General features: G+C 28.5%; 11 protein-coding genes. All 11 read left to right on the top strand.

Annotation, left to right across the window (positions count from 1 at the left end; translation table 11 throughout):
* The first annotated feature begins 35 nt into the window (after positions 1 to 35).
* Complete coding sequence (gene hydG / locus BUA90_RS03670; RefSeq protein WP_072966042.1) at positions 36 to 1,532, top strand: [FeFe] hydrogenase H-cluster radical SAM maturase HydG; 1,497 nt, start codon at positions 36 to 38, stop codon at positions 1,530 to 1,532.
* On the top strand, positions 1,507 to 1,815 hold the full coding sequence (locus tag BUA90_RS03665; protein WP_072966041.1) for a hypothetical protein: 309 nt from the start codon (positions 1,507 to 1,509) through the stop codon (positions 1,813 to 1,815). The genes hydG and BUA90_RS03665 overlap by 26 nt, the downstream gene beginning before the upstream one ends.
* Positions 1,816 to 2,074: 259 nt before the next feature.
* Entirely contained in the window at positions 2,075 to 3,328 is a 1,254-nt protein-coding gene (gene sstT / locus BUA90_RS03660) for a serine/threonine transporter SstT (protein WP_072966040.1), read from the top strand.
* Positions 3,329 to 3,860: 532 nt separating this feature from the next.
* Positions 3,861 to 5,192, top strand: a complete 1,332-nt coding sequence (locus BUA90_RS03655) for a M14 family zinc carboxypeptidase (RefSeq protein ID WP_207647559.1) — start codon at positions 3,861 to 3,863, stop codon at positions 5,190 to 5,192.
* Positions 5,193 to 5,226: 34 nt separating this feature from the next.
* Entirely contained in the window at positions 5,227 to 5,712 is a 486-nt protein-coding gene (locus tag BUA90_RS03650) for a flavodoxin family protein (protein ID WP_072966038.1), read from the top strand.
* 144 nt (positions 5,713 to 5,856) lie between these two features.
* Positions 5,857 to 6,654, top strand: coding sequence for a zinc transporter ZupT (zupT, locus tag BUA90_RS03645; protein WP_200793480.1), 798 nt, complete (start codon positions 5,857 to 5,859; stop codon positions 6,652 to 6,654).
* A gap of 135 nt (positions 6,655 to 6,789) precedes the next feature.
* Complete coding sequence (locus BUA90_RS03640) at positions 6,790 to 8,229, top strand: RNA-guided endonuclease TnpB family protein (protein WP_072966036.1); 1,440 nt, start codon at positions 6,790 to 6,792, stop codon at positions 8,227 to 8,229.
* 93 nt (positions 8,230 to 8,322) lie between these two features.
* Positions 8,323 to 9,246: a diacylglycerol/lipid kinase family protein gene (locus tag BUA90_RS03635; RefSeq protein WP_072966035.1), complete on the top strand. Its 924-nt coding sequence runs from the start codon at positions 8,323 to 8,325 to the stop codon at positions 9,244 to 9,246.
* 300 nt (positions 9,247 to 9,546) lie between these two features.
* On the top strand, positions 9,547 to 10,686 hold the full coding sequence (locus BUA90_RS03630; protein ID WP_072966034.1) for an acyl-CoA dehydrogenase: 1,140 nt from the start codon (positions 9,547 to 9,549) through the stop codon (positions 10,684 to 10,686).
* A gap of 12 nt (positions 10,687 to 10,698) precedes the next feature.
* On the top strand, positions 10,699 to 11,481 hold the full coding sequence (locus BUA90_RS03625) for an electron transfer flavoprotein subunit beta/FixA family protein (protein ID WP_072966033.1): 783 nt from the start codon (positions 10,699 to 10,701) through the stop codon (positions 11,479 to 11,481).
* 72 nt (positions 11,482 to 11,553) lie between these two features.
* The gene (locus tag BUA90_RS03620) at positions 11,554 to 12,585 is read left to right on the top strand and encodes an electron transfer flavoprotein subunit alpha/FixB family protein (protein ID WP_072966032.1); all 1,032 of its coding nucleotides are present in this window, start codon (positions 11,554 to 11,556) and stop codon (positions 12,583 to 12,585) included.
* The last annotated feature ends 18 nt before the right edge of the window (positions 12,586 to 12,603 follow it).

The raw sequence follows: 12,603 nt of genomic DNA, 5'->3' as shown, positions 1-12,603 counted from the left end.
AACAAACTTTAAAATATTAAAGGGGGAGGAAGTTAATGTCAATATTAAAAGCTGACGAGTGGGCAGCAAAAGTAATAAAGCAAGAGGAAATTGATAAGTATTTGGTAAACGGGAGAGATTTTATCGATGAAGAAGTGATTTATAATAAGTTATACAGCAATCGAAAGCCAGATAAACAGTTTATAAGAGATATTATACAAAAATCTCTTTCAATAACTAGATTAGAACCTGATGAAACGGCTGCATTATTAAATGTGAAAGATGAAGATTTATGGGAAGAACTTTATGAAGCTGCTGATAAAGTAAAGCGTAAAGTTTATGATAATAGAATAGTTTTCTTTGCACCACTATATTGCAGTAATCTTTGTGTTAATAATTGTTTGTATTGTGGTTTTAGAAAAGAAAATAGCGAAGAAAAAAGAAGAATTTTAAATATGGAGGAAATAAAGAAGGAAACAGAAGCTGTTATTAATGAGGGACATAAAAGAATGATTGTAGTATATGGAGAACACCCTCTTTCTGATGCTAATTATATAGCAGAGTCAATTAAAGCAATATATAGTGTTAAGAAAAAAGCAAAGCATGGATATGGAAATATTAGAAGAGTAAATGTGAATGCTGCTCCAATGTCAATAGCAGATTTACGTAAGTTGTGGGAAGTGGGCATTGGGACTTATCAAGTTTTTCAAGAAACGTATAATCATGAGTTATATAAAAAATTGCATCCGTCAGGTCCGAAATCAAATTATTTATGGAGGTTATACTCACTGCATAGAGCAATGGATGCAGGGATTGATGATGTAGCGATAGGTGCATTATTTGGATTATATGATTGGCGTTTTGAAGTTATGGGACTTTTATATCATACTATTGATTTAGAAAGACAATTTAATATTGGTCCGCATACTATTTCTTTTCCTAGGTTGACTCCTGCTGCTGGGTCAAAGCTTAGTACAAATTCAGAGTATTTGGTTAAGGATGAAGAATTTAAAAAATTAGTTACGGTATTACGGTTGTCAGTTCCCTATACGGGATTAATTATAACTGCTAGAGAAAAACCTGAAATAAGAAGAGAAGTAATAAAAGTTGGATGTACTCAAACAGATGCATCAACTAAGATAGATATTGGAGGATATAGTGAAAATACTAATTTACAGCAAAAAGATAAGCAGCAATTCATGCTTGGAGATACGAGAAGTTTAGATGAAGTAATAAGAGAACTTGCAGAAATGGGATTGATAACGTCTTTTTGCACAGCAGGATATAGATGTGGAAGAACTGGAGATAAAATAATGGGATTATTAAAAGAGTGCATTGAAGGAAAATTTTGCAAATTAAATGCTGTGCTTACTTTTAGAGAATATCTTGATGATTATGCTTCAGAAGAAACAAAGATAGCAGGTGAAAAAGTATTATTAAAAGAAATTGAAGAAATTAAAACGATACCATTTTTTCAACAGCATAATTTGGTAGAAAAATTTAATCAATATTATGAGAGGGTTTCAAATGGAGAGAGAGACTTATATTTATAAAAAATTGAAAGATTTTGATAAGAGCAGCACATTGAAAGATAAACTTAATGATGTTGCAGATTATTTATATAAAAATTATAATATCAAGGTAAATTTTTGTGAGATATTTGGCAATCGCCGTTCTTTTTATGCTGGAGTAAATGATTTGTTCATAGTAGAAGATAGTATAAGATTAACAGATAAATTTGAATTGATAGTTGAAAATAATAATAATTTAGATGAATTTATTTGGAATAAGTTAATATCAGATATAAAAAGTTTAATAATTAAAGAAATAGATTAATAAAAAAATATATACCTCTTTTAATACATAAAGGGGTATTTTTTTATATTTTGCTGTATAAAATCTTAAGGTAGTTCATTTTGAAATAAATAATTTTAAATACTTGTAATAAATTAAAAGTTATGCTAAACTTTTAGTTGAGTTTAAATTTTAAAATTTAGTAACATTTTAGGAAATCGTTTGTTGTATGTTTTTGTTTCATTTATTGAAAATTGATTTTTATATTTAACAAAGATTATACCAAAAAAGGAGGAAAGAAATGGCAAGTTTATTGAAGAAATGGACTGAATTGAGTTTGGTTAAACGAATTATTATAGGTTTAATCATTGGCATTATTTTAGCTAATACTATTCCAAATGCGGCAAAACCAATTTCTATTTTTGGTTCATTGTTTGTAGGGGCTTTAAAAGCTGTTGCACCTATATTGGTATTTTTCTTAGTAATGTCAGCTATTTCTCAGCACAAGAGTGGTCAAAAAACTAATATGAAGTCAATTATAGTTCTTTATCTTTTAGGAACTTTTTTAGCAGGGCTTGTTGCTGTTATAGCTAGTTTTATGTTTCCTGTAACGTTAAAACTTGGACTTGGAACAGGGACTGGAAACTTTTCACCACCTGGAGGAGTTACTGAAGTATTAAAAACATTACTTATGAATATAGTTGATAATCCTATAAAAGCACTTTCAAATGCAAATTATATTGGCATTTTAGCTTGGGCACTACTTCTTGGTCTTGCACTTAAAAATGCTCCTGAAACTACTAAAATAGTAATTAGTAATATAGCAGATGCATTATCTCAAATAGTAAAATGGGTGATTAATTTTGCACCATTTGGTATTATGGGATTAGTGTTTAATACAATAGCTGTAAATGGTATGGCAGCTTTAGTAAATTATGCACAATTACTTGTATTATTAGTTGGTAGTATGCTTTTTATAGCACTTGTTGTAAATCCTATTATTGCATTTATTAGTATTCGTCAAAATCCGTATCCACTTGTATTTAAATGTTTAAAAGATAGTGGAATTACAGCATTTTTTACACGTAGTTCAGCTGCAAATATTCCAGTGAATATGGCATTATGTGAAGAATTGGGACTAGATAAAGATACTTATTCAGTATCAATTCCACTTGGTGCAACTATAAATATGGCTGGTGCTGCAGTTACAATATCAGTATTAACACTTGCTGCAGTAAATACTTTAGGTATTGATGTAGATATTGGGACAGCATTGATATTGAGTTTGCTTTCAGCTGTTAGTGCATGTGGAGCTTCTGGGGTAGCAGGTGGTTCACTACTATTAATTCCTCTTGCATGTAGTTTGTTTGGTATTCCAAATGATGTAGCAATGCAGGTAGTTGGAGTAGGTTTTGTTGTAGGAGTAATTCAAGATTCTTGTGAAACTGCACTTAATTCATCAACAGATGTACTTTTTACTGCTGTTGCTGAATTTGCACAGTGGAGAAAAGAAGGAAGAAAAATTAGTATATTAAAAAAAGGTAAAAATAAATGATTTTTGTTTAAAAAATATTAAAAACCAGAAAGAGTAGATGAATAATTAATATCTGTCTTTCTGGTTTTTATTTATTGACCATATAAAAAATAATAATTAAATTTTTTATAACAAATCATTTCCATTAAAAATATTTATATACTTTATATCGGTAAAAATAAAAAATTGTATATATTTGTATTAAATTTTGTTATTAAAATATATTATTAAATTAAAAAGTAATTTAAAACTATTTTTGGTTAATAATGCAAATTACTATTTTATGCTATAATATATATTGTGAAATAGTTATAATTTACTAATTTACTTATAGAGTATGAATAAAATAAAGATAGGAAAGGAGGGAAAACCGTTACAGATACCTTTAAATTAAAGATAAAGAACTAAAACAATTAAATATCTACTTTCTTAAAAGTTAAATTATATTAAAAATTGTAAATGGCATAGTGAAAAAATAAAAAACTATTAGAGAATAGATATTAAATCCTATGAAATTATAAATTTTATAGGTATTTGGTAACGGGCAAGGGGTTTGAGGTTTAAGGGGATACTTTATTTTTTAATAGTTTATATGATTATAGGTGTGTTTTCTGTCTATGCCGATGATTTAATAAAAGAAGATATAGATTATACAGAACTTACAAAACAACTTAAAATGTTTGAGAAAGAATATAGTGATATTTTGTCAGTTTATAGTATAGGAAAAAGTTGTGATAATAGAGATTTGTGGGTAGCCAAACTAGGAAAAAGTAATATTGGGATAATTATAATAGGTGCGATTCATGCAAGGGAAAGGATAACTGCTAAAGTTTTACTGCAGAATATAAAAGATTATTGTAAAGCATATAAAGAAGGAGTTAGTTTTGAAGGATACAATTTAAAAGAACTTTTAGATAAAGCTTCAATTTATTTTATTCCAATGACAAATCCCGATGGAGTAGATTATACATTTTATGGTAAAAAAGCAGTTAGAGATAAAAACTTACTTAAAAATTTAAAAAATATAAGAGTAAAAAAAGATCCTAGTTGGAAATCAAATATAATGGATTGGAAAGCAAATATACGAGGAATTGATTTAAATCGTCAATGGAATGTATTATGGGGTATACCAAGTAGATTTATTAGAAGAAGGCCTTCAAATGATCATTTTCAAGGTTTTAAACCTCATTCAGAGCCGGAGGTTAAAGCACTTGAACAATTTACATTAAATACTCCATGTTTAGGATATTATGCATATCATACGCAAGGAAGTGTATTATTTTGGTATAAAAATCAAAAAGGTATTTATTTAGATGAAGTTTATGATATTACTAGAGGTTTAAAAAATATAACAGGTTTTAAACCAATTCCTAAGTTAAGTAAATCATTAAGATACTGGGATACAAGAATGGGATATGCGGACTGGACAGCATATAAATTAAAAAAGCCATCAATAACACTCGAACTTGCATGGAATGGATACGATGAAAAAAGAGATTTTAAAAAAATTTATTTGTCAGTAAAAAAAGTTCCTCTTTATCTTCTTAAAAAGGCTATAGATTATAGTAAATTTTATAATGTAGAAGTTTATAAAGAGGATAAACTTGTTCAATTATTTAGAGATTTAAATGATGCTAAAATCTATATAGAAAAATTTATTAAAGATAAATTTGATAGAGAAGTTAAAGTATTTGAGAATGGAGCACTTGTTTTAACATTAAATGAGAAAAAACAAAATTTAAAAGTAAATTTAAATATAGTTAAAGAAAAAATAAATAAGATAGAAGATGATATGAATGTTTTGATAATGAAACCAGAAGATTTTGCAAAAATAAAGCATCAGATAATGGTAATTAAAATACTTTTTAGTTTTGGAAAGATGTAACCGTAAGAAAAAATTTAAAGGAGTTGATATAAAAATGAAAATAGCAATAATCTATCATAGTGAAACAGGAAATACTCAAAAAGTAGCAAATCTCATTGCAAAGGGAGTAGAAAAAATAGAAGGCGTTGAGGCAAAATGTATGTCAATTGATAACGTTGATAAAGAATTTATTGAAGATGCTAAAGCAGTATTTTTTGGAACTCCTACATATGCAGGTTCATATTCTTGGCAAATGAAAAAATGGTTAGATACGTGTAAACTTAAATTGGCAGGAAAAGTAGGTTGTGTATTTGCTACTGAAAATTATCTTGGCGGTGGAGCAGATAATGCAGAATTGGCATTGTTAAGTGAGTTGTTAGTAAAGGGAATGTTTGTATATTCAGTAGGTTCTAGTGAAGGAAAACCGTATACTCATTTTGGTGCTGTATGCATAAAAGATGGAGATGAAGACCAAAAGAAAAGAGTTGAAATATTTGCAGAAAGAGTAGCAAAGAATGTAAAGAAACTATTTAATGAGTAAAAGATTAAATTGTTTCGTCTATATTAATTTGGGTAAAATTAATATAGACTTTATTTTTATTAAAAAATTTAAATATTGAATTTATAATTTAAAAGGAAAAAAGATGCATTTTAAGTAAGAGGAGAAATAAATATGAATATAAGTATGACAAATGTATTATTTGCTTTTGGGCTTACACTATTTGCAGGATTATCTACAGGTATAGGAAGTGCATTAGCCTTTTATACTAAACAGACGAATAAAAAATTTTTATCAGCAGTTTTAGGATTTTCTGCAGGAGTAATGATTTATGTTTCTATGATTGAAATTTTTTCAGAAGCAAGGGATTCTTTAGAAATTATTTATGGAGAAACTAAGGGATATTGGATTACTACAATTGCCTTTTTTATGGGAATTGCTTTAATTGCAATTATTGATAAATTTGTGCCAAGTATTGAAAATCCACATGAAATGCGTGATGTAGGTGATATGCAGGATGATATAAAAGATTTTGAACTGCTAAGAATGGGTTTGTTTTCAGCTTTAGCTATAGCAATTCATAATTTTCCCGAAGGATTAGCAACATTTACGAGTGCTTTGCAAAATAATACATTAGGAATTAGTATAGCAATTGCTATAGCAATACATAATATTCCTGAAGGAATAGCAGTTTCTGTACCTATTTACTATGCAACAGGAGATAGAAAAAAAGCTTTTTTATATTCTTTTTTTTCAGGCCTTTCTGAACCTGTGGGAGCAATAGTAGGCTATTTCATTTTGATTAGGTTTTTCAATGATGCTATGTTTGGTTTAATATTTGCAAGTGTTGCAGGAATTATGGTTTATATTTCATTAGATGAATTGCTTCCAACGGCTGAAAAATATGGAGAACATCATGTAGCTATCTATGGACTTATTTCTGGAATGGGTGTTATGGCATTAAGTTTGTTATTTTTTGCTTAATAGATTATAATTTTAATAATTATTTATTTAATGGGGGTTGATTAACAGTTAAAGAATATTTATAAAATTTATAAAAACCTTCTTTTATTACAGAAGGCGTGTGTAGAAAGAAAATAATCGAGGAGTTAAAAGAAAATGAGTAAATCTATAGCTGAAAATAAAAATATAAGAACATACAAAATGAGAATAAAAGACAAAAAATTCAAATCAAAGGTTATAGATTATATTTACAAGTATAGGCATTTTGAAAACATGTATATAATACTCCTTAATCAAGACTATAAGCAGAATATAGGAGATTTTAGGTTGTTAACTGACTATGAAATAATGAGAGCGTTATTTAGAAGAACTACTCCGAAAAAGCTAGAAGAAAAGTTAACTTATATCAGAAATAAATATAAAAATCATCAAATAATGAATGACTTAATAAAACTATCTAAAGATCTTAAAATTCATAATTTAGTAGAAATAATGAAAAGAGTTAAATCTGAGTATAAAGGATATTTCACAAAAATAAAAAATGGAGATTATAAAGCAAGACCGCCTAAACCTAAAAAGCTGTCAAAACTAACAAACTATACAATTCCATTAGATAGTTATAAAGGATTTTCATTAAAAAGAAAAAATCAGATAGGAATAAACCTTAACAATAAAATGATAAGAACATATATAAACCATAAAGAATTAGAAAAAGTAGTAGGAAGTTTAAAAAAAATTAAAGCAGTACATCTTAACTTTTCAAACAATGAGCTGTATTTACTTTTTATATATGAGAAAGAAGAAAAAGAAATAAAAGAAAAGCCCTATAAAAGTGCAGGGATAGATATAGGGATAAACAATCTTTTAAGCATATATGTAGACGATAAAGAAACGCCAAGTTTAATAATAGATGGTAAAAAATATAAAACATACAATGCTAACTTTAATAGATTTATAGGGAAGTTAAATAAAGAAATATCGACTACAAAAGACAAAAACAGAAAAAGGTATTTAGAGAAATACAGAACATATCTTTATGAAAAAAGAAATAGGTATTTTTGCGACCAATTTCACAAGATTAGCAAAAGAGTATTAGAATATCTAGAAAAATATAACGTAACAGAAATAATCCTATCAAATAATTTAAACAATCTAAAAAATAATGGTAAATGCAAATTAAATAAAGCTGTAAAGCAAAATTTTATACAAATACCATTTGGGAAATTATTAAGGTACATAGAATATAAAGCAAAAGACTATGGAATAAAAGTAAAATTTGTAGATGAAAGTTATACATCTAAAGTAAGTAGCTTAACAGAAGATATAAAAGTAATACAAAAGTTTTTACAATACAACCTAGACTTAACTAATGCATTGGGTGGAAAGCGAGTTAAGCGAGGGTTATTTAAAGATGAAGTTATAAACATAATAATCAATGCTGACCTAAATGGAGCAAGAAATATATGTTTACTTGGCAATAAAAAAGCACAGCAAAATTATAAAATAGGAGGTGGAAATCGTTGGCTTAATGTTAAGCTGTGCAATCCTATAAAAGTAGAAAGCGACTTCGAGTTATGCAGGCTTATAGCCTCATAATAGAAGTATCGGGTAAGACCTATAAATCTATAAAGATTTATAGGTATGCGTTGCTTTCTATAAGGTTTTTATAGATATAAGTCAACGGTATTTATGAGAGTAAAAATTATAAACAATCCATCTTCTGGTCGCACTATAGTTCAAAAATCTTTGGAAATTATTGTAGGGAGATTAGTATTAGAAAATATATTTAAAACTGTAGATAAATTTGACACTAGAGGAAAATTTGATGCAATGAATGAAGTAATGAAAATTAAAGAAGGAGAATTTGATTTAATTGTAGTTGTTGGAGGAGATGGAACTTTAAATGAAGTTATAAATGGTATGATGAAGGCAGATTTAAGATTACCTTTTGCAGTTATACCTGCTGGTACTGTAAATGATTTTGCAAACTATCTATCTATTCCAAATGACATAGATGGAATTTGTGATATGTTTAGGAATGGAAGATTAATTGATATAGACGTTTGTAAAGTTAATGAAAATTATTTTATTAATGTTGCAGCTGCTGGTTTGCTTACAGATGTTGCAATAAAAGCTTCAGTAGCATCTAAAACTGTATTTGGAAAATTTGCTTATTATGCTGAAGGAATAAAAGAAATACCTAAACAGTTATTTAAATCGATAAAATTAGAATTTAAGTATAACTGTAAATCTTTTGTAGAAGATGTAATGTTGTTTGCAGTTTTAAATTCATCTTCTGCTGGGGGTTTTAAAAAATTTGCACCGCAAGCGGGGTTAAATGATGGCAAATTTGATGTATGTATATTTAAAAAAATAGATATATTTGATGCTGCTACATTGTTTTTAAAGATTATAAGAGGAGACCATATAAATAATGAAAATGTTATATATTTTCAAACTGATAATCTCTATGTTAAATGTTTAGATGATAGCAATATGAATATAGATATAGATGGTGAAAATGGAGGACCACTTCCTGCTAAATTTGAAATAATATCTTCTGGTTTAAAAATTTTTATTCCAGATTATTTAAAATTTAATAATAAACTATGAATTTAAGAAATACCCTTAATAAAAAAGAGGGTATTTTTGTTCAAAAAGTTAACATGTAAACTTAATTAACACATTCAAGATATTATTGTTAATGTTGATAAAAAAGATTTTTTTAGTTAAGATACTGTAAATATTTAATACATATAAAAAAATAAATTTGGGAATTTTCAAGATTTTCTTTGGCATAAATGTTGCTTGTTGTTATAGTGGTGTAAAATAAAAATATTTTACGCCGATACCTATAAAGGTTAGTTAATTAACAAACTAAGCAAAATAATTTAAAGTTTAAGGGGGATAAAAATGGATTTTACTATTTCTAAAGAGTATCAGATGTTACAGGAATTATTTAGAGAATTTGCTGAAAATGAAGTCAAACCACTTGCCGCAGAAGTAGATGAAGAAGAAAAATTTCCATTAGAAACAGTAAAGAAGCTAGCTAGGTATGGATTTATGGGCATACCAATTCCAAAAGAATATGGAGGAAGTGGTGGAGATAACTTTGCATATGCAATGGCTATTGAGGAGTTATCTAAAGTTTGTGCAACTACAGGTGTTGTAGTTTCAGCTCATACTTCACTTTGTGCATCACCAATTTATGAATTTGGAACAGAAGAGCAAAAGAAAAAGTATTTGATACCATTAGCTAAAGGTGAAAAACTAGGAGCATTTGGACTTACAGAACCAAATGCAGGAACAGATGCTTCAGCTCAACAAACAAAAGCTGAATTACATGGAGATTATTATATACTAAATGGTTCAAAAATATTTATAACTAATGCAGGTTATGCTGATACATATATAATTATGGCTATGACTGATAAGAGTAAAGGTGTTAAAGGTATTTCTGCTTTTATAGTTGAAAAGGGTTTTGAAGGATTTAGGGTAGGTAAAAAAGAAGCTAAAATGGGTATAAGAGGTTCATCAACATGTGAACTTATATTTGAAGACTGTAAAGTTCCTAAAGAAAACTTACTAGGAAAAGAAGGACAAGGATTTAAAATTGCTATGAAGACATTAGATGGTGGACGTATAGGAATAGCAGCTCAAGCTATTGGAATAGCACAAGGAGCTATAGATGAAACAATTAAATATGTAAAAGAAAGAAAACAATTTGGAAGACCACTTGCAAAATTCCAAAATACTCAATTTACTCTTGCAGATATGCAGACAAAAACAGATGCAGCAAGAATGTTAGTGTATAGAGCAGCAAGGGCAAAAGACAATAAAGAACCTTATAGTGTTTATGCAGCTATGGCAAAATTATTTGCAGCTGAAACAGCTATGGAAGTAACTACAAAAGCAGTTCAGCTTCATGGTGGATATGGATATACTAGAGAGTATCCAGTAGAGAGAATGATGAGAGATGCTAAGATAACCGAGATATATGAAGGTACTTCTGAAGTACAAAGAATGGTTATAGCTGGAAATATTTTACGATAGGGGGATTAAAACATGAATATAGTTGTTTGTATAAAACAAGTACCAGATACTACAGAAGTAAGATTGGACCCTAAAACAGGTACTTTAATAAGAGAAGGAGTTCCAAGTATTATCAATCCAGATGATAAAAGTGGATTAGAAGCAGCATTAAAGTTAAAGGATGAAATAGGAGCAAAAGTAACAGTTATTACTATGGGACCTCCTCAAGCAGAAAAGGCTTTAAGAGAAGCTTTAGCTATGGGAGCTGATGAAGCTATACTTTTAAGTGATAGAGCATTTGCTGGTGCAGATACATGGGCTACATCTAGTACGTTAGCAGCTGCTATTAAAAAGTTAGATTACGATTTAATAATAGCAGGAAGACAGGCGATAGATGGAGATACAGCACAAGTTGGACCTCAAATTGCAGAGCATTTAAAATTGCCTCAAGTAAGTTACGTTAGGGAATTAACTCTTGACGGTGATAGTTTGATTTTAAAAAGAGAATTTGAAGATGGGTATCATAAAATAAGAGTAAAATTACCTTGTTTAATAACTACATTAAGTGAACTTAATAAACCTAGATATATGTCAGTAAGTGGAATTTTAGAAGCATACAGAGAAAAAGAAATAGTTAGATGGGGATTAAATGATATAGATGTAAATGTAGAACATATTGGATTAAAAGGTTCTCCTACAAAGGTTAAGAAGTCATTTACAAAAGGAGTTAAGGCTGCTGGTAAAGTATATGAATTACAGCCTAAAGAAGCAGCAAAATTAATTATTGAAAAACTTAGAGAAAAACATATCATATAATTAATCGATTGTGGAAAAGTTACCTTTATATTTACAGATATAAGTAAAAGTTTTTTAAGGAGGGAAAACGATTTGAATATTTCAGATTATAAAGGAGTTTTAGTTTTTGTAGAACAAAGAGATAATAAAATACAAAGAGTATCTTTGGAGTTGTTGGGAAAGGCTAGAGATATTGCAGATAAACTAAATGAAAAAGTAACAGCTGTTATTTTAGGAAATAATATAAAAAATAATCTAGAAGAATTAATTTATCATGGTGCAGATGAAGTTATATATGTAGACCATCAAAATTTAGATATATATATTACCGAGCCTTATACAAAGGCTTTATGTGAAGTTATTAATGATAAAAAACCTGAAATAGTATTAATAGGTGCAACAGCAATAGGTAGAGATTTGGCACCAAGGGTTTCTGCTAGAATATATACAGGTCTTACAGCAGATTGTACTAGTCTTGATATTGAAGAAGAAACAAGAAATCTTTTAATGACAAGACCAGCTTTTGGTGGAAATATAATGGCAACAATTATTTGTCCAGAACATAGACCACAAATGTCTACAGTTAGACCGGGCGTTATGGAAATAAAAGAAAGGGATACAAGTAGAAAAGGAGATATAAAAGAATTTTTTATTGATTTTACTAAAGAAGATATAAATGTTGAAATATTAGAAGTAGTTAAAGAAACAAAAGAAAAAGTTAATATAGAAGAAGCAAAGATATTAGTTTCTGGTGGTAGAGGTATAGGCAAACCAGAAAACTTTGCACTGCTTAAGGAACTAGCTATGCTTCTTGATGGCCAAGTTTCTGCTTCACGTGCAGTTGTTGATGCAGGATGGATTGATAAAGACCATCAAGTTGGGCAAACAGGTAAAACAGTAAGACCTAATTTATATATTGCTTGCGGTATATCAGGTGCAATACAGCATTTAGCAGGTATGGAAGAATCAGAGTTTATAGTAGCTATAAATAAAGATTCAGAAGCACCTATATTTGAAGTTGCAGATGTTGGAATAGTTGGAGATGTTAATAAAGTTGTACCTTTGTTAATTGAAGAGTTAAAACAATATAAATTAAATAATGAGTATGAAGAAAAAGGAGCTTAAAGTTTTTTTAAAACCTCT

The organism is Caminicella sporogenes DSM 14501, assembly GCF_900142285.1.
Classification (GTDB): domain Bacteria; phylum Bacillota; class Clostridia; order Peptostreptococcales; family Caminicellaceae; genus Caminicella; species Caminicella sporogenes.
Note: the sequence above shows the minus strand (reverse complement) of the source record. Positions and strands in the feature narration are given on the sequence as shown.

Excerpts from the sequence above, each read along its gene's own strand:
- BUA90_RS03635 (WP_072966035.1), top strand. The coding sequence starts at position 8,323 with ATGAGAGTAAAAATTATAAACAATCCATCTTCTGGTCGCACTATAGTT.
- BUA90_RS03650 (WP_072966038.1), top strand. The coding sequence starts at position 5,227 with ATGAAAATAGCAATAATCTATCATAGTGAAACAGGAAATACTCAAAAA.
- hydG (WP_072966042.1), top strand. The coding sequence starts at position 36 with ATGTCAATATTAAAAGCTGACGAGTGGGCAGCAAAAGTAATAAAGCAA.
- BUA90_RS03625 (WP_072966033.1), top strand. The coding sequence starts at position 10,699 with ATGAATATAGTTGTTTGTATAAAACAAGTACCAGATACTACAGAAGTA.
- BUA90_RS03665 (WP_072966041.1), top strand. The coding sequence starts at position 1,507 with ATGGAGAGAGAGACTTATATTTATAAAAAATTGAAAGATTTTGATAAG.
- BUA90_RS03630 (WP_072966034.1), top strand. The coding sequence starts at position 9,547 with ATGGATTTTACTATTTCTAAAGAGTATCAGATGTTACAGGAATTATTT.
- zupT (WP_200793480.1), top strand. The coding sequence starts at position 5,857 with ATGACAAATGTATTATTTGCTTTTGGGCTTACACTATTTGCAGGATTA.
- sstT (WP_072966040.1), top strand. The coding sequence starts at position 2,075 with ATGGCAAGTTTATTGAAGAAATGGACTGAATTGAGTTTGGTTAAACGA.
- BUA90_RS03640 (WP_072966036.1), top strand. The coding sequence starts at position 6,790 with ATGAGTAAATCTATAGCTGAAAATAAAAATATAAGAACATACAAAATG.